We start from the raw sequence: 18,014 nt of genomic DNA, 5'->3' as shown, positions 1-18,014 counted from the left end.
CTGATGGGGTCGATACGGCCCCATATTTCAGAGGTCTAAAATGAATGTTCTTGGCAGTATCTTGCTTACCATCACGATATTGAGTATTGGCGTATCCGTTGCTCAGGCCGGTGTCGTTATTGGTGGTACGCGCGTCATTTTTGATGGTAATAAAAAAGAAGCCTCGATTGGCATAAATAACCCTGATAAAACCCCTTACCTTATCCAGTCGTGGATCGAAACACCTGGGGGGGGTGGCGAAAAGGCGGCTTTTATCATTACGCCACCACTATATCGACTAAATAATGGCCAACAAAACGTCGAGCGCATTGTTGCCACCGGAGCCTTACCTCAGGATAAAGAGAGCTTGTTTTGGCTTAATATAAAAGCCATCCCCTCCGCAGCTAAGGTTGACAATACGTTGCAAATTGCCATTAAAACCAGAATTAAACTTATCTACCGTCCGGCGGCGATGAAAGGCGCCTCCCCTGAAGAACAGGTCGATAAACTACGCTGGCAACGTGTTGGTAATAAGATACAGGTAAACAATCCGACTCAGCATGTCATGAATTTTAACGAGATTTCACTATCAGGTAAAAAATTACCAGATGTCAGTTATGTATTACCCGGCAGTACCGCGATGTTCGATTTACCCTCCGGCGTAACGGGCGGGCCAGTGACATTCAAAATTATTAATGATTATGGCAGTCCCGGGGCAGAACACAAAGCCAGTCTGTAGACCGGCGCAAAGACACTGAGTGGGATTTATGATGATGGCAATGGATTATATAAAAGCACGGTCTCCACGGTTGGCATTATTGATAACCATCGCGCTCTTCGGTAATACACAAAATAGCTATAGTCGCGATTTTTTTAACCCAGAACTGGTTGAACTGGATAATCCAGGGACAGAAAAAGTCGATCTTTCTGGTTTTGAATCTGGCGCGCAAGCCCCCGGGAATTATCATGTCGATGTCGTCCTGGACGATCGGTTAGTCGATACCCGCGATATCAGGTTTGTGTTGCTGAAAGAGCCTGGCGGTGATGATAAATTAGTCCCCTGTTTATCCATTGAGCAATTAGAAAGCTGGGGAGTCAAGACGGGCCTTTTTCCCGCGTTAAAGGGTGAAACATCCTGTGCGAACCTGTCCGCGATTCCCAAGGCTAGTGCGGATTTCCAGTTTGCCATGCAACGTCTGGTATTGAGCATTCCGCAAGCGGCACTTTCAGCGCAAGCGCGCGGATCGGTGCCACCGGATCGCTGGGATCAAGGCATTAACGCCGCCCTGCTCAACTACAGTCTGAGTGGGGCGAATAACTGGGCCAAAAATAACAACAGCAGCACCAGCGATAATCAGTATGCCAACCTGCGTCCTGGTCTGAACATTGGCCCCTGGCGGTTAAGAAACTACACCACCTGGTCGCGAGATTCACAGGGTCATGATGCGTGGAAGACGGTTTATACCTATGCTCAACGTACGATAATCCCGTTAAAGTCTCAGCTCACGCTGGGTGACAGCTCTGCCCCGGCAGATGTGTTCGACAGTATGCCTTTCCGGGGAGGACAACTTGCTTCCGATGATGACATGCTGCCCGACTCCCTCAAGGGCTATGCCCCAGTGGTGCGTGGGATCGCCCGGACTAATGCCCAGGTGATAATTCGCCAGAATGGCTATCAGATATACCAGAGCTTTGTGGCACCGGGCGCTTTTGAAATCACGGACATGTATCCTACCGGAGGCGCCGGCGATCTTGATGTCACTATTAAAGAGGCTGATGGCAGCGAGCAGCACTTTAGCGTGCCATTTGCCTCCCTTCCCGTATTACAGCGTGAAGGCCGAATAAAATATGCGTTAACGGGCGGCCAATATCGTTCGTACAACGGCAGCGTGGACAAAACGCCCTTTGCTCAGATGAGCGTTATTCTCGGCTTGCCCTACGGCTTTACGTTTTACGGCGGATTGCAGGAGTCGAGTAAGTACCAGTCGCTCGCCGCGGGCGTCGGTAAAAACATGGGTGACTTTGGCGCTATCTCCAGCGACATCACCCAGGGCTGGTCCACGCCGCAAAATATGCCGAAAACCAGGGGGCAATCATGGCGGGCTCGATACAGTAAAAATTTTGCCGCAACGGGCACCAACTTCGCGATTGCCGGCTACCGCTATTCGACCAGCGGCTACTATGGCATGCAAGAGGTCCTGGATTCTTACGGTGACAGTCATGCGCTTCAGGACCGACGCCGCAACCGTGCTGAGCTGACGCTGAGCCAGGGGCTGGGAGACCGTCTGGGATCGTTGATGCTGAACGCCGCACGTGAAGATTACTGGAACTCAGGTAAGGCGATGGAATCATGGAGCGTTGGGTATAACAACTACTGGCACAGTATTAGTTATGGCCTGACCTGGACTCTGAGTAAGAATGGGGGCGCGGGAACGTACAGCGCACCCCAGAGCGACGATAAAAACCAGATGCTGGCGCTGAATATCAGTATTCCACTGGAAAAACTGTTGCCGCAGACATGGGCAAACTATGGCATGAATGCCAGCAAGAATAACGGTACGACACACAGCGCTGGGTTAAATGGTGTTGCTCTGCCGAATAATGCGCTCAACTGGAATATTCAACAGGGTTACGGCACTCACGACGTGGCCTATACCGGCAACATGAATGGTGATTATCGCGGCACCTATGGTGAAATCACCGCCGGGTACAGCTATGACAAAAATACCGATCGTCTGAACTATGGGATTCAGGGAGGCGTGGTTGCGCATGCCAATGGCGTGACGTTCTCTCAACCATTGGGCGAAACCAACGTGCTGATTGCCGCCCCCGGGGCTGCCGGCGTAGGCATCCAGAATATGACTGGAGCGACAACCGATTATCGCGGATATACGGTTGCCTCTAACTTAATGCCTTATCGCAAAAATGATGTGTCATTAATCACTGAAACATTACCGGCTAACGTTGAGTTAGAACAAACGGTCAAAACCGTGGTCCCTACGCGTGGCGCGATTGTCAGGGCGAACTATCGGGCAAGCGTCGGTGTTCGCATGTTGATGACCTTGACCCAGCGAAACGGCCAGTTAGTGCCGTTTGGCGCAATGGCCAGCATTGAAGGAGCAGAACCAAGCAGCTTTATCGTTGGTGATAGCGGACAGGTGTATTTGACGGGGCTCGATCCCCAGGTAAACCTGATCGTGAAATGGGGAAATCAATCCGCAAACACCTGCAGGGTCTATTACGCGATAAACATGACGAAGCAGAATAACGATGTGATTATCGATAATGCTGTTTGCCGTTAACGTTGAACCAAATTTTTAAATCAGGTGCATAGATATGCGACTTTTCCGATCTGCATTATTAATGCTGGCTTTGTTGTTTCCATTGACGGGCTTCTGTTGTGATTATACTTACATCGGCTCTCCCTATACCGTGGATTATGGCAATATTATTGTTCAGCGCGATGTTCCCGTTGGGCAAGCAATAAGCAATGAGATATATGGTTCCTTAGCACATGCTTATACCTGCGTCACCACCGGCAATGAAGGGTCAAGCTCAGGAATGAAAAGCGCTATTTTACCCTATGTCGCGACGTACGGCGCGCGGCGCGTTTATCAAACCAATGTGCCTGGGGTGGGTATTTCTTTTGGCTTTTACATGAACTCCAAAGCAGGCGCGTCGACGTTTAGCGGCACCGATTATATTGACCGCGGTAACGCTTCAATGTCCAGTTGGTCATCAAACCCTGGAGAACTGGTTATTCACGATTATCAGCCAGTTATACAATTCTGGAAGATTGGTGATATTACCTCTGGCTCAGTAACGGGGCAACTGGCATCGTTTGTCGCCTTTACGATGCAATATCTCGGCGGAGAACAAGCGCCTGAGATTCCCGTGAATGCGGGGGCCGGATCTATTACCCAGGTGGCATGTGCGGTGACAACATCGAATATTGTATTTGAACTGGGTGACGTTTTGGTCACTGAGTTTGGTTCTACGGTGGGATTAACCCCCGCTAATGCGCAGAAAACGCAGAATCTCATTCTGGACTGTGATGCCGGAGCCAATATTAACGTCATGCTCTCCGGCGCACAGAATCCTGACGTCAGTGATAATACCGTGCTGGCGTTAACCGGTCAGGGAAGCGCAGGCGTCGCACAGGGGGTTGGCGTGCAGCTGGTTTATAACAATACCCCTCTAATCCTTGGCAATAATCTTGTTCTGAAGAGAACCAATGGCGGCCAGGAGATGTTCCCGTTAACCGCACGCTACTATCAGACCAATACAACGGTAACCACCGGCATCGCAAATGCGTCCGCAACGCTGAGTCTTACCTATCAATAAAGGCTGTTAAATGAAGATGAATAAACTAATCTTGCTGATGGCATGCGCAATGGTATTACCTGCAATGTCCGCAGACAATGTAGATATCAAAGTCACCGGGCGTATTATCGCTGCGCCCTGCGTCTTTAACGGTGGTAGTGAAAATATGAATGTTGATCTTGGCAATATCCAAGCAACAAACATGTTCACCCCCGGGTCTTCTTCCGATCCGGTTACTTTTCATCTCCTGTTTACCCGCTGTCCGCCGGGCACGCTGAGCGTGACGACCCGTTTTAGCGGAACGCCTGACCCGGAAGCGGGCGTGAATTATTACCAAAACAGCGGCACGGCAACCCGCGTGGCCATTGCGATGTCTGATGCCACAACGGGTCTGTTGATGGGCAGCGGATCCAGCATCACGCAAAATATAGCTGAAGACAGAACGGCGACGATACCGATGAAAGCCATGGTGACCTCCGTGGCGGGAAGGCCGACACCAGGTTCCATTCGCGCCGTCGTCGTTTTAACAATGCAATACAACTGATGGGGCGCTGGCTATAGAGGGTCATAGGCGCGTTAGTCATCATCCCCTTCAGGAAGCTAACAGGGTGAAATAATGTGCTGCGTCTATCATTACCCGAATGCAGGAGCGCTTAATAAATATGTTTCGGTATGGTAAATGGTTAATATTGTAATAAAAGAGTCGGATACCCTCTTCCAATGTGGCCTGACCTTTTTTTTTAGTGATTTCTTTTCCCAACACAATACTACAGTTGATTTCAATTTTAACTTTACGTCAGAAAGCGTTCAGCTAGCAGACGTCATTGTGCTGGCATTATGTCCAGGCGAATGTTTTATTTGCTGCCCTGAACTACAGAAGCGAAAAAAAGGCATTGTGATTGGTTTTGTTGATGATGATATGCGAGCCTCTGCGCTCCCCTCTTGCTTTCAGGATATTATCTTTATCTCTCGCCGGCATTCCGTGAGACAGTTACGTAGAGCAGTACATACGGCCTGGCACCGGCTGCAGCAGACAAATTATCGACAGTCACCCGCGTCATGTTTTGACTGTCAGCCGACCAAATTGTCACCGCAGCAAATCCGCATCATGATCTGTTTATATGAGGGGATGTCGGTAACGCAAATTGCCGATGAGCTTATGATCAGTGAGAAAACGGTCTATGCGCATAAATATATGGTCATGAGTAAATTTAACTTACGCAACGATTATGAGCTAATGCTTCTGCTCAATAAACTGACAAAAAATAACGACTGGCCAAATGGCTTTATAAAAGTTAGCCAGTGATACCAATGCGCTGAGAAGGCAACTGACACAGGGGCGCGAGCCCCTGCATGGTTACCGCCGGCTCATCGCCAGCTTCGCGGCAAATACCAGAAACAGGCAGCCGGTCGTTCGATCCATCCATTTCACTACGGCCGGTTTTTTCAGGATGCCGGCGGCATAGCGAGTGGCGGTAATCAGCGTTAACGACCACAGCGTACCAATTAATACATGGATAGCGACCAGCAGAAAGGTCCAGCTGACGGGTGAATGTCCGGCGGGGATAAACTGAGGTAAAAACGAAACGTAGAAGACGCCCATTTTGGGATTAAGCACATTCCCCAACATTCCGCGCAGGAACCAGTTACTCGTGGAATTGGATTCGGTCGGGTGGGTGTTAAATTGCTGGCGTGGGCGCAGGAGCAGCTGGATGCCCAGCCAACAAAGGTAGCCCGCGCCGCACCATTTCAATAAGGTGTAAGCCAGTTCAGAAACCGCCAGTAGCGCGCCCAAACCAAAGGCCACCAGCGCGCCCCAGATAAAGCACCCGAGATCGATGCCTAACGCGGCATGCAAGGCTTTGCGTCCCCCTTCCGCGGTCGCCGTGCGCAGGATAAGAGCAGTATCCAGACCTGGCGTCAGGGTAAGCAGCGTGGCAGCGAGAGTGTAAGCAAGAAGTGAATCAGTGACGAGCATTTCCTGTCTCCGAAAGAGACAAGGTTACTGAAGTGTTCACATTTTTGCAACAAGAATGATGAGCCATTCAACATGGATGGCGTCCGCCTGGATAACGGGAAGTCCCCTATGAGGCTCTCTATCCAACGCATACAACAACCGGACCTGTTGCTACCAATGGATCCGGTTGCCATCTGCCAGAGCGGAGAAGGCAACTTAACTGATGCTTGCCCTTTTGGCATTTAAAATTCTGTTCGCGCCATCAACAAACCCTTCACCACCTGGAAATTGACTTATCCAGCGCGGCAATGATGGTATAACTTGCGCTATGTCGTTGATCGTGTTCATTCCCAACGTTTTGCTGTAGTAGCTGAACATGGGGGCGTCATTGAGCGAATCACCACTGTAGAAAACCGATGCCTGTTCATCTGATTCTTCCAGTGCGTAAAAATGCTTTAACACCTTTCTGCTCATGACGAGTTTGTCATACCCCCCTAACCACCCCAGTACCCATAGATTATTAATGGTATAGCTGCATTTATTTTCCGCTAATTCGTCAATGAGCTGTCTGGTCTGCTCATGATTTTTGGGAAGTTTGAAAGCAATACTCGTCAGGCGAAAATCCTGATCGTCAGACACTTCAACCCAGGGGTATTTCTGGCGAATCTTGAGAAGAATGTGGCTGATTTTTTTTCGATTGAGAAGATATTTGTCTTCATGCCAGAAGTACCTGTTAATGCCATGTTCGATGGTATTTCTGGTAAGAAATAATCCTCCATTTTCAGCGATGACTCCATCAACAGGCCACATTCTCGCCATCTGATCGGCCCAGCCGGCAGAGGCCGCCGTTACCGGAATCACCTTAATGCCCGCATGTTGTAGCATTTCCAGACTCTGATAGGTTCTGGCCTGCAGCCTGCCTTTATAAGTCAGCGTTTCATCCATATCAGTTAAAACAAAACGAATATTCTGTAGCTCTTCACTCTTAACGTTATCAATTAAATTCATAATTCCTCCATGCTGGCGATATTAATGGCTTTTTTGATAAACGTTAATATCAATTTAGTATTTGTTATTCTTTATTAACTCGAGAGATTTGAACCTTCTTACTGCACGAAGAAAGTCAGCAGGGGCATTATCTGGCCGAAGATTAATTTATTGTTCCGTACTACTTCGAAGCCTTGTGCTTCCCCGCGCCATCGGCAACCCCTGCTTATCGCTTCAACTCGCCCTGCCACAGCGGGGATGACGCCAGCTGTTGGCATACCGTGTCGATAAATACCCGGGTATGCCGCCATCAAAGCGGTCTCTGCGCGGATGGCCGCGCGTGGACAAGGCGCGATCCTGCTAGCTGGCGGCATGAGCCATTGCCCGGACGTGTGGAAAAGACATCATCCATCGCTTGCTTTCCCTGTCACCTCGGATCAGGATACGTCGATATTCATGGAGGCTATGTGATGAAATATTTTATCGGTATGGCGGTGACGTTATTGTTGAGCACGCCGGGGCTGGCGGCGGGCGAGCTTGAGATTAACCAGTCTCCCCTGACGCTGGTACTGAGCGATCAGAATCAGGCACGGGTCTCCTCCTGTGCCGATTTCATTGCGCTGCGTAAAGCGGGAGAGACCGTCGACGCGCTGCCCGGACTTTCCGATCCGGATGGCCGTGCGGCGGAAGCGGCGTTATTTTCATGCTGGCTACAGGCCTACACCATCGATCACACGTTATTCCCCTCTGCCGCGCCGAAACCAACCCTGGCTGACGTGGTTCAGCACTTTCCTGCCAGCGCGGCGTTTATCGTCAGCGATGACGAAAAGCAGGACGTCGCCAAAAACTTTGTGGGGAAAACCATCGCCGATTATACCCCGGACCTGAAAGCAAGGGACGATCGTCTGGAATCAGCGGCCAGCGCCAGCGGCTATGTGCTGGATGAATATTATGCGTTTACCGATAAGCAAGGGCATCAGCTCAACATCGTCGCTCTGGTGGGCTACGCCATCGGCGGTACGGCAAGCGTGAAAAGCTACTATCGCATCAATGACACGCACGCCCGCGTCTGGAGCGTCACCCTGCTCGATGAGAACAGCCCGTTATAAGCGAGGGTTCCCTCTGCGGCGCTACCGCAGAGGGTTTCCCGTTTACCTGGCCAGCCACTGACGCCAGCCGCCCCAGGCGGTGATCTCTGTGGCCGCGCCCAGCCCTCCGGCTTCGCAAATAAAGCCTGTCACCCAGCGGCCGTCGGCCAGCTCAATCTGTCCCAGCCCCAGCGGCGCGGGGATGGCGACCAGCAGCGACCCCACCTCGGCGCTGGGGATCTCCCAGACTTCCACGGCTATCGCGTCCCCCTCTGGCTCGTCACGCACCATCGCCGGGCGCTTGCCATCCGGAAGGACATACAACCGATAGCGCGGCGCGCTGTGGGTCGCCTGCAGCAGCCTGCCGCCCCGCGCCAGCAATTGACCGTTCAGCGGCTGGCCGGACAGATGTGCGCCGCATACCGCGAGAGCCATCCGATCATGGCCCGCGGGATGCGCAGGCGGCGGGCTTTCCAGCCGCGCGCCGCCTGCCAGCGGTAGCCGCTCCGCGCGCTGGAAGGCGTCGGCCAGGCTCAGCAAATACTGATCGGTAAAGGCCCGGCCAAACAACGTGACGCCGGAGGGAAGTCCGTCGGGCATAAACCCGCACGGCACGCTCACCGCCGCATAGTCCAGCAGGTTCATAAAGTTGGTGTAGTAGCCCAGGTCGGCATTGCGGGCGATGGGCTCCACCGCCAGCTCGTCGAGCGTTACCGGGCGCGGAACGGTTGGCGTCAGCACGCAGTCCAGCGTCTCGAGAATGGCATCGCACTGCGCTTTATACCCCTGCAGCTGATACATCGCCTTAAAAGTCGCCGTCGCGTCGATATCAGGCGCTTTCGCCAGCACATCGCGAATGACCGGCAGCACGGCATCCGGCTGCTGCTCAATCAGCGGGCCAGCCACCGCATAGCGTTCAGCAACCCATGGTCCGTCATATAGCAGGCGGGCGGCGGCCAGAAATGGCGCGAAATCGATCGCTACCGGCACGCCGCCGAGCGCCGTCAGCCGCTGCACGGCCTGGGCGAACAGCGCTTCGCTGACGCGGCAGCCGAGGAAGTTAAGCTCCCGCGGGACGCCAAAGCGAAACCCGGCGGACGGCCTGCCGAAGGCCTGACGGCTGTTCCACTGGGGATTGCGGCGGCTGTAGCTATCCTGCTGATCGGATCGGGCAACCAGGGCCAGCAGCTGGCTGGCCTCGTCGGCGGTGGCGCTGAAAAAGGTCACGCAGTCCAGCGTCCGGCAGGCAGGTACCACTCCAGCGGTAGAGATCACCCCTTTCGTCGCTTTCAGCCCCACCAGGTTATTCAGCCCGGCCGGGACGCGACCGCTGCCGGCGGTGTCGGTCCCCAGCGCGAAGCTTGCCACGCCCAGCGCTACCGCCAGCGCGGAGCCGGCGCTGGAGCCGCCGGAGGGATAAGCGGGATGGTACGCGTTGCGGCAGCGGCCATACGGCGAACGGGTCCCGTTCAGGCCGGTGGCAAACTGGTCGAGATTGGTTTTGCCCACCGGCACCGCCCCCAGGGCAATCAGCTGAGCGACAATGGTCGCGCTTTGCGTCGGCCGGTAAGCAAACGCCGGACAGGCAGCGGTAGTGACGATCTCCGCAAGGTCAATATTATCTTTGATCGCGAACGGCACCCCGTACAGCGGGAGCGTCTCTGGCGAATGGCCTTCCAGCGCCGCCAGAAACGGCGCCTGCTCCGCTTCGCTCAGGAGATGAATAAACAGATTAAACTCGGGATTCAGCGCTTCCGCCCGCTGGCGGATCGCTGCCAGCAGGGCGCGCGGGGTGGTGTTGCCGTTACGATAGTTCGCCGCCAGGGTCGCCAGGCGTAAATCAAACGTCTGCTGCATCATGCCTTCTCCTCAAAAATCACTGCCACCCGCTGCCCGGCACGCACCGCGCTGCCTGGCTGCACATTGACTTGCTGAACCCTGCCATCGCATGGCGCCAGCAGCGGGATCTCCATTTTCATCGACTCAAGCACCACCAGCACATCGCCGGCACGTACCTGGCGGCCCACCGCGGTCTGCACCTGCCACAGATTGCCGGATACCGGGCTTTCCACCCCCTGTTCCCCCGGCTGCAGCGGCGCATCGCCCGCCTCTTCTGTCGCGCTCTCCTGACTGTCGAAATGAGCCTGGCCGCTGGCGATCCAGCGCTCGCGCTCGTCGTTAAACGCCCGCTGCTGATGGTCGCGAAATGCGCTAATGCTCTGCGCCTCGCGAGCGAGAAACTGCTGGTACTCCGCCAGCCGCAGCGTGCTGTGCTCGATGCGCAGCGGGTAGCGTCCGAGCGGGAAATCGCGGCGAATCTCCAGCAGTTCCTCCGCCGAGACCGGATAGAAACGCAACTGGTCGAAAAAGCGCAGCAGCCAGGGCTTGCCAGCAAAATCAGCCACCTCGTGATAGCGACTCCACATCTGCAGGGTGCGGCCGACAAACTGATAGCCACCCGGGCCTTCCATGCCGTAAACGCACAGATACGCTCCGCCGATGCCCACCGAGTTTTCCGCCGTCCAGGTTCGCGCCGGGTTGTATTTGGTGGTGACCAGCCGATGGCGCGGATCAAGGGGGGTAGCCACCGGTGCGCCGAGATAGACATCGCCGAGCCCCATCACCAGATAGCTGGCGTCAAACACCGTTTGCCACACCGCCTGCTCATCCGGGAGATCGTTTATCCGGCGAATAAACTCGAGGTTGCTTGGGCACCAGGGGGCGTCCGGGCGGACGGTGGTCATATATTTGTCGATCGCCTTGCGGCAGGCGGGATCGTCCCAGGAGAGCGGGAGATGCACCACCCGTGTAGGCACCTGCAGATCGTCGCTCATGCAGACCGTGGCCCACTCCTCGCGGACCCACGCCAGCAGGGTCTCCAGCGCCAGCGTTTCCGGCTGGTAATGCAGCTGCAGGGAGCGGATCCCCGGCGTGATATCAATGATCCCTTCCCGGGCTTGCTCCTCAAGGGCCTGCATCAGGGCATGGATGCGAAAGCGCAGCACCAGATCCAGCTCCGCCTCACCGGCCTCCAGCAGCAGATGGGTATCGCCGGAGAGGCGCGCCACCAGGCGTTTGTCAGCGTCGCCGCAGGTCATCACCACCGGCGAGGTAAGCGGCACAGGCTGCCAGGCAACGTCCTGCGCCTGCAGGGTCGCCAGCTCCGCGCGACGGCCTGCCGCCAGCCGCTGGGCGGTGGGGACGTCCACCGCCACAAAGCGCACTTTATCCCCCGCCTTAAGCTGGCCCAGTTGCCAGAGATCGGCTTCGATCACCGTCACCGGGCAGACGAAGCCCCCGAGGCTTGGGCCGTCCGGCCCGAGGATCACCGGCATATCGCCGGTAAAATCCACGGCCCCCACGGCATAGGGGTTGTCATGAATATTCGACGGATGCAGCCCGGCTTCGCCGCCGCTGTCGCGGGCCCAGACCGGCTTGGGCCCGATCAGGCGCACGCCGGTGCGGCTGGAGTTAAAATGCACCTCCCAGTCGGTGGCAAAAAAGGTCGCCATATACGCCGGGGCAAAGAACTCCGGCGCGCCGTGGGGACCATAGATCACCCGCAGCGTTCGCACTGCCGCAAGCTCAGTGCGCAACCCTGCAGGAAGCGCCGCGCTTTCCGTGGTCTCAGCCGGAGGTGCAAGATGCAGCACGTCGCCGGCGCGCAGCGCCCGTCCGCCGTGGCCGCCAAACTGACCGAGGGTAAAGGTGCTTTTACTGCCCAAATAATCCGGTACCTGAATACCGCCGCGCAGGCAAAGATAGCTTCTGACCCCAGGCCCGCTTATTGCCCCCAGCCTGAGGGTCGCCCCCGCCGGAATAGTGAATACGCAGTCCATCTCCTGGTCGACGCCGTCGAGCGTTACGGCCAGCGGCGCGCCGCAGACCACCGCCTGTACGGCGGTATTAAATTTCAGGGTGGGTCCGCTAAGGGTGATCTCCAGCGCAGCGTCGCCCTCGGCATTGCCCAGCAGACGGTTGCCCAGGCGCAGCGCCCGGTCATCCATCGGTCCCGAGGGCGGTACGCCCACCGCCCAGTACCCCAGACGTCCCGGGTAGTCCTGGACGCTGGTCTGGGTGCCGGCGCTCAGAACCTCCACGGTATCGGCCCGGTAGCGCAACTGCTCCAGACAGCGGGTCCAGGGTTCGCCGGCAGTAAACGGCGCAAAGCTGAGGATCTGCTGCAGGTACTGGCGGTTGGTTTCGACGCCGTACAGGCGGGTCTCTGCCAGAGCCTGCGCCAGGCCGGCGATCGCCTCATCGCGGCTGGGGCGCCAGACGATAGCTTTCGCCAACAGCGGGTCGAAAAACGGCGGCACCTCACACCCGGCCTCCACCCAGCGATCGATGCGCAGGGTGGCGCCGTCCGCCGATGGAAACGAGACGTCGGTTAACAGTCCGGGAGAAGGCTGAAACTGGCGGCCAGGATCTTCGGCGTAAATTCGCGCCTGAATAGCATGGCCCCGGGGCTGTAGCCCGGCGGCCAGCTCGCTCAGCGGCGGTAAATCCCCTGCCGCCAGGGCGATCATCCAGTGCACCAGGTCCACGCCCCACACCTGCTCCGTCACGCCGTGCTCCACCTGCAGTCGGGTATTGACCTCGAGGAAATAGAAACGCTGCGCCGCGCTGTCGTAGACAAACTCCACCGTCCCGGCGCTGCGGTAGTTCACTGCTTTTCCAAGGGCAATGGCCGCGCTACACAGCGCCTGCGCCATCCCGTCCGGCAGATTTGGCGCCGGGGTCTCTTCAATCACTTTCTGGTTACGTCGCTGCAGCGAGCAGTCGCGCACGCCGAGGGCGATAACTTCCCCCTTCCCGTCGCCGAAGATTTGCACCTCCAGATGGCGGGCGCGTTCGATATATTTTTCGAGAAACACCCCGGCGTCGCTGAAGTTGTTTTGCCCCAACCGCTGTACCGTGGCAAACGCCTCGCTCAGTTCGCGGGCGTCGCGGCAGACGCGCATGCCAATCCCTCCGCCGCCCGCCGTGCTCTTGAGCATCACCGGGTAGCCCACCGCCTCAGCCGCCCGGCAGGCTTCCTCACTGTCGGCCAGCAGTTCGCTGCCTTCCAGCAGCGGAACGCCCTCCGCCTTCGCCAGGGCGCGGGCGGTATGCTTCAGGCCGAAGGTTCGCAACTGTTGCGGTGTCGGGCCAACAAACGCCAGTCCCGCCGCCTCACAGGCTTCGGCGAAGGCGGCGTTTTCCGACAGAAAGCCGTAGCCGGGATGGATAGCGCGGGCGCCGCTCTGCAGCGCGGCGGCAATGATCTTCTCTACCACCAGATAGGTTTGCGCTGCCGGCCCCTCGCCAAGGCTGAGCGCCTCATCCGCTTCGCGGACGTGCAGACTGCTCAGGTCGGCTTCGGCGTAAACGGCGACGCCCTTCACCTGCATGGCGCGCAGGGTGCGCAGAATGCGGCAGGCAATCGCCCCGCGGTTAGCAATCAGTAAGGTATCAAACATAAGCGGAACTCACAGCGAAGCGGGTCGTCCCGCAATAATTCGTCTTCCCCTGAGGTCGTCCCCGGGAGAGCCGGCGCTTAAAGGTGGCGCGTCGGCGTGTGGTTCAGGCGGTCGGCGCGAACGGCGAACAGCCGAAAGGCCAGCAAACGCCAGCGTTGCCAGCGGGTTAGTTCCATACCAGCACCTCGGCGGGGGTCGGGTTCCAGCCGTTGCAGGGATTGTTGAGCTGCGGGCAGTTGGAGATCAGCACCATGGCGTTACACTCCGCGCGCAGTTCCACGTATTTTCCCGCCGCCGAGATGCCATCCTCGAAGGTCAGACCCCCCTCCGGCGTCACCGGCACGTTCATAAAGAAGTTAATGTTGGCGCCGATATCGCGTTTATGCAGACGGCCATCGTGCAGACAGGCGCAGAGAAAATTGTCCCGGCAGCTGTGCATATAGCGCTTGTCGAGAGCGTAGCGCACGGTGTTGCTCTCCTGGGCGCAGGCGCCGCCGAGGGTATCGTGCCGCCCGCAGGTATCGGCCACGATGGTCATCAGCGGATGACCAAGATTGGAATAGAGCACGCTGCCGGCGGTCAGGTAGGCGTTACCCTGGCGGCGCAGCGTGCGCTGCGCATCGTAGCGCTCGCGCGGGTTGTCGGCGTTGTAAAACAGGGTATCAATCGCCTGGTTGCCTTCGAGATCGAGCAGGCGCAGGGTTTGCCCTTTTTTTACCTCAAACAGCCACGGCTCCCCAGCGGGGATCACATGGCGATAGACGGCCTCTTCCGGGCGTCGGTTACTGGTGATAAGGGTCATAAACGCCTCCTTACAGGGCAAAAAGTTGGGTATTGCGGAACGCGCGCTGGTTCTCATCGCGGGTCAGGAGCGCCTGGGTGGCTGCGTCTTCATCGTCGGCCTGATACCAGCTCAGCTGAACCGGACGGGGGGCATACTCGGTGGCCGGATCCTGGGGATGCGGCAGCGCGGTGAGCACCAGCAGGACGTCCATCGGGGCATACAGTTCCACGTAATCCCCGGCGCGGCTGTTGCCGGAGACAAAGTGAAAGCGCCCCTGGTCATCGACGGTGACTTTGCTGAAGAAGTTGACCACCATCAGCAGATCTTCCAGACCGAGATCCCATTTACCCATCTCCACCAGCAGGTTATCGACGCCGTTGCGGTAGAAGCCATTGCGTAATTCCTGGTAGCGTCCGGCGCCATATTTGTCGTGCGTCTCTTCGGCGTTAAGGACCCCGCCGAACGGATCGTGCCAGCCGCAGCTGTCGGCGACGATCCCGGCGAGCACCCGGCCCATATCGGAGTAGAAACAGTGCCCGGCGGTCAGACGCGCGGTATGCTGCCCCTTGAGGGTATCCGGCAGGTTCAGGCGCTCACTTTTCTCATGGGGGTTGAGCATCATCATGCTGACGTTCGCCCCGCCGTCGATATCGGTCAGGCGCAGGATCTGCCCTTTGCGCAAAATCAGCGAGGTGTGCGCCCCGCCGGGAAGCTGCTCTTCGCGCAGGCTGGGGATGGAGTGAAGCAATTCAGTCATCAATTTATCTCCTTAATGCGTAAACGTTGGTGTCGCTACCGGCGGCCAGCTGCGCCATCCGCGCTTCATTGAGCGGGATGTCGTAAGTAATACGCGCTCCCCAGGCGTTGGGCGCCTGCGGGTCGATGCGCACTTTGTCGAACACCAGCAGCCTCGTGCCGAGGTTGAAGCCTTCCGCCAGGTCGTGGGTGACCATAAACACCGTCATGCGCGTTTCGCTCCACAGCTGGAGCAGCAGCGCATGCATATCCTTGCGAATGCCGGGATCCAGCGCGCCGAAGGGCTCGTCCAGCAGCAGCACCCGCGGCTGCATCACGAACGCCTGGGCAATGGCCAGCCGCTGCTGCATCCCGCCCGAGAGCTGCGCCGGGTATTTATCCAGGGCGTGTCCCAGGCCCACTTTCTCCAGCATCCGCTGGGCCTGTTGCCGGGCCTCGCGCTTTCTGCCGCCAAACAGGCGCCCCAGCAGCGGGGACGCCGGCAGCTCCAGACCGATGGCGACGTTATCCAGCACGTTGAGATGCGGAAACACCGAATAGCGCTGGAAGACCACACCACGACTGCGGTCCGGCTCCGCCGCCAGCGGCTGGCCGTCGAGCAGGATGGCACCACGGGTCGGTTTTTCCTGACCGAGCAGCAGGCGCAGAAAGGTCGATTTACCACAGCCGGACGCGCCGACCATCGAGCAAAACTCGCCCTCTTTCACCTGCAGATTGATGCGCTCCAGCACCACGTGGTCGCCGTACTCCTGCCAGATGTTTTTGATGTCGATAAAACTCATCCCCGACCTCCTTCCGCCCACGGGAAACAGGCCTTGTGCAGCTGGCGCAGCGCCAGATCCATCAGCCATGCCAGCAAAGTGATCCAGATGACATAGGGAATAATCACGTCCATCGCCATATAGCGCCGCACCAGGAAAATGCGGTACCCCAGCCCGGCGGTGGCGGAGATGGCCTCGGCGGAGATGAGGAACAGCCATGCCGAGCCCAGCAGCAGGCGCAGGGAGGTGATCAGCCGCGACAGCAGCTGGGGAAGCACCACCCGCAGCACCAGGGTCCAGCTATTGGCGCCGAGGGTCTGCGCCTTAATAAACAGCTCCGCCGGGATCTCCTGCGCCCGCTGCTCCAGGTCGCGCGCCAGCATCGGCGTAATACCGATGACGATCAGCATCACTTTCGACAGCTCATCCAGGCCAAAGACGATAAACAGCACCGGCAGGATCGCCAGCGGCGGGATCATTGACACTACCGTCAGCAGCGGCGACAGCGCCGCGCGGTACATCGGAAAGACGCCGGCGGCGATGCCGATGCCGAGGCCGATCAGCGACGAGACGGCCAGGCCCGTCAGCAGACGGCTCAGGCTGATCAGCGTATCGGCCCACAGCAGATACTCGCCGCTGCGTTTGTCCGGGGTGAACGCCATCCGGTCAATGGCTGCCACCATCTGCGACAGGCCTGGCAGCAACTTGTCCTGCGGATTGGCTTCCAGCCGCACCGCCGATCCCATAAACCAGGCGGCGATCAGCACGACAAAAGGCAGCAGCATCAGCGTCAGGCGCATCCCCTTTTGGGGATAACGGTTAATGTGGCGCATGGCGTGGTCTCCCGGCGGCAATCATTAGAGCTGGCCCGCGGCGGCCAGCTTCAGGTAGCTGTCGTCAAAGCGCAGTTTGCGGTTGGCGGCATCGCCGAGGGTGACATTTCCCGGAAAGGTCATGCCGATAAAGTCCGCGCTCTGCGCCCCTTCACCCAGCAGGCCTTTATCGAACGAGAACTGCGCCACTCGCTGCATGGTTTTCGCCAGATCCGGCGAGGAGATAAACGCCAGGGTGTCGGCAGGCGTCCAGAACAGATGGGTGGTTTTCAGCTGCGCCTGGTAGCCGGCAAGATCGGTACCGGCGTCGGCGGCCATAGCGCTCAACGCCTGGCTATCCCCGGCCTTCATTTTGGCCATCATTTCAAACCAGGCGCCGGTCAGGGCTTTGCCCAGCGCGGGGTTATCTTTCAGGGTCTGGGTATTCACCACCATCATGTCGATAAGCTCGCCGGGCACCTGCGAGGAGCTAAACACTTCGATGGTTTGCGGGGTCTTTTTGATAACCGACAGCTGTGGATTCCAGGCCACCGCCGCCCGCACGCCGCTGGTGCCGAAGGCCGAGACGATATCGGCATCGGAGGTATTCACCACCTTGACGTCTTTTTCCTGCAGCCCGGCTTTTTCCAGGCCGCGCACCAGCAGATAGTGGGATACCGACAGCTCCGGGAGATACACCGACATTCCTTTCAGGTCGCTGAGCTTTTTATCCGCCCCTTTGAGGACCACCCCGTCGTTACCGTCGGAGTAGCTGCCGGTGATCAGCGCCGTACTGTCGACACCGCCCGCCGCCGGGATCGTCAACGCGTCCATGTTGGTCATCGTGCAGCCGTCAAACTGCCCGGCGGTGTACTGGTTGATGGATTCGATGTAATCGTTGAGCTGAACGATATTGATTTTGATGCCGTATTTGCTGGCCCATTTATCAATGATCTTTTCATTGCTGATGGCGCCCCAGGGCATCCAGCCGGCGTAGATGGTCCAGCAGACGTTGAACTCTTTTTTGACGGCGGCAAAGGACGGGACGCTGGTCAGCAGCGTCAGCGACAGGACGAGTGAGCGGAGGAGCGGCGATGTTTTCATG

15 protein-coding genes are annotated in these 18,014 nt (G+C 57.5%); 6 read left to right on the top strand and 9 right to left on the bottom strand.

Annotation, left to right across the window (positions count from 1 at the left end; genetic code table 11):
* Positions 1 to 40: 40 nt before the first annotated feature.
* The 5 genes from ABLV76_RS21710 to ABLV76_RS21690 all read left to right on the top strand — a co-directional run bounded on the left by ABLV76_RS21710 (position 41) and on the right by ABLV76_RS21690 (position 5,608).
* Complete coding sequence (locus tag ABLV76_RS21710) at positions 41 to 718, top strand: fimbria/pilus periplasmic chaperone (protein ID WP_235140264.1); 678 nt, start codon at positions 41 to 43, stop codon at positions 716 to 718.
* A 28-nt stretch (positions 719 to 746) separates the two neighbouring features.
* Positions 747 to 3,281, top strand: a complete 2,535-nt coding sequence (locus ABLV76_RS21705) for a fimbria/pilus outer membrane usher protein (protein ID WP_077263576.1) — start codon at positions 747 to 749, stop codon at positions 3,279 to 3,281.
* 34 nt (positions 3,282 to 3,315) lie between these two features.
* The gene (locus tag ABLV76_RS21700; protein WP_032456062.1) at positions 3,316 to 4,323 is read left to right on the top strand and encodes a fimbrial protein; all 1,008 of its coding nucleotides are present in this window, start codon (positions 3,316 to 3,318) and stop codon (positions 4,321 to 4,323) included.
* A gap of 10 nt (positions 4,324 to 4,333) precedes the next feature.
* The gene (locus tag ABLV76_RS21695) at positions 4,334 to 4,846 is read left to right on the top strand and encodes a fimbrial protein (RefSeq protein ID WP_032456063.1); all 513 of its coding nucleotides are present in this window, start codon (positions 4,334 to 4,336) and stop codon (positions 4,844 to 4,846) included.
* A 135-nt stretch (positions 4,847 to 4,981) separates the two neighbouring features.
* Entirely contained in the window at positions 4,982 to 5,608 is a 627-nt protein-coding gene (locus tag ABLV76_RS21690; protein WP_032456064.1) for a LuxR C-terminal-related transcriptional regulator, read from the top strand.
* A 51-nt stretch (positions 5,609 to 5,659) separates the two neighbouring features.
* On the opposite strand, the gene ABLV76_RS21685 is transcribed toward ABLV76_RS21690, so the two are convergent.
* The gene (locus ABLV76_RS21685; RefSeq protein ID WP_053810379.1) at positions 5,660 to 6,280 is read right to left on the bottom strand and encodes a LysE family translocator; all 621 of its coding nucleotides are present in this window, start codon (positions 6,278 to 6,280) and stop codon (positions 5,660 to 5,662) included.
* Between the two features lie 195 nt (positions 6,281 to 6,475).
* Positions 6,476 to 7,267: an HAD-IIB family hydrolase gene (locus ABLV76_RS21680; RefSeq protein WP_235140262.1), complete on the bottom strand. Its 792-nt coding sequence runs from the start codon at positions 7,265 to 7,267 to the stop codon at positions 6,476 to 6,478.
* 449 nt (positions 7,268 to 7,716) lie between these two features.
* On the opposite strand from ABLV76_RS21680, the gene ABLV76_RS21675 reads away from it, so the two are divergent.
* The gene (locus tag ABLV76_RS21675) at positions 7,717 to 8,355 is read left to right on the top strand and encodes a hypothetical protein (RefSeq protein WP_135683720.1); all 639 of its coding nucleotides are present in this window, start codon (positions 7,717 to 7,719) and stop codon (positions 8,353 to 8,355) included.
* A gap of 42 nt (positions 8,356 to 8,397) precedes the next feature.
* Here ABLV76_RS21675 and atzF read toward each other — a convergent pair whose 3' ends face one another.
* The 7 genes from atzF to ABLV76_RS21640 all read right to left on the bottom strand — a co-directional run bounded on the left by atzF (position 8,398) and on the right by ABLV76_RS21640 (position 18,013).
* On the bottom strand, positions 8,398 to 10,194 hold the full coding sequence (gene atzF / locus ABLV76_RS21670) for an allophanate hydrolase (RefSeq protein WP_085846137.1): 1,797 nt from the start codon (positions 10,192 to 10,194) through the stop codon (positions 8,398 to 8,400).
* Positions 10,191 to 13,796, bottom strand: a complete 3,606-nt coding sequence (gene uca / locus ABLV76_RS21665) for an urea carboxylase (protein ID WP_135683718.1) — start codon at positions 13,794 to 13,796, stop codon at positions 10,191 to 10,193. Before uca ends, atzF begins: the two co-directional genes overlap by 4 nt.
* A 166-nt stretch (positions 13,797 to 13,962) precedes the next feature.
* Complete coding sequence (locus ABLV76_RS21660; RefSeq protein WP_017900291.1) at positions 13,963 to 14,598, bottom strand: urea amidolyase associated protein UAAP2; 636 nt, start codon at positions 14,596 to 14,598, stop codon at positions 13,963 to 13,965.
* A 10-nt stretch (positions 14,599 to 14,608) separates the two neighbouring features.
* Entirely contained in the window at positions 14,609 to 15,337 is a 729-nt protein-coding gene (locus ABLV76_RS21655) for an urea amidolyase associated protein UAAP1 (RefSeq protein WP_130971865.1), read from the bottom strand.
* Between the two features lie 4 nt (positions 15,338 to 15,341).
* Positions 15,342 to 16,118 carry an ABC transporter ATP-binding protein gene (locus tag ABLV76_RS21650; protein ID WP_004205863.1) on the bottom strand — a complete coding sequence of 259 codons (777 nt, stop codon included), beginning with the start codon at positions 16,116 to 16,118 and terminating at the stop codon, positions 15,342 to 15,344.
* Positions 16,115 to 16,930, bottom strand: coding sequence for an ABC transporter permease (locus ABLV76_RS21645; RefSeq protein WP_023318280.1), 816 nt, complete (start codon positions 16,928 to 16,930; stop codon positions 16,115 to 16,117). Before ABLV76_RS21645 ends, ABLV76_RS21650 begins: the two co-directional genes overlap by 4 nt.
* Before the next feature lie 24 nt (positions 16,931 to 16,954).
* Positions 16,955 to 18,013, bottom strand: coding sequence for a putative urea ABC transporter substrate-binding protein (locus tag ABLV76_RS21640; protein WP_348878466.1), 1,059 nt, complete (start codon positions 18,011 to 18,013; stop codon positions 16,955 to 16,957).
* Position 18,014 lies beyond the last annotated feature (1 nt).

This window comes from Klebsiella sp. GB_Kp047, from assembly GCF_040065235.1.
Classification (GTDB): Bacteria; Pseudomonadota; Gammaproteobacteria; order Enterobacterales; family Enterobacteriaceae; genus Klebsiella; species Klebsiella quasipneumoniae.
This window is presented reverse-complemented; position numbering and strand designations above follow the sequence as displayed.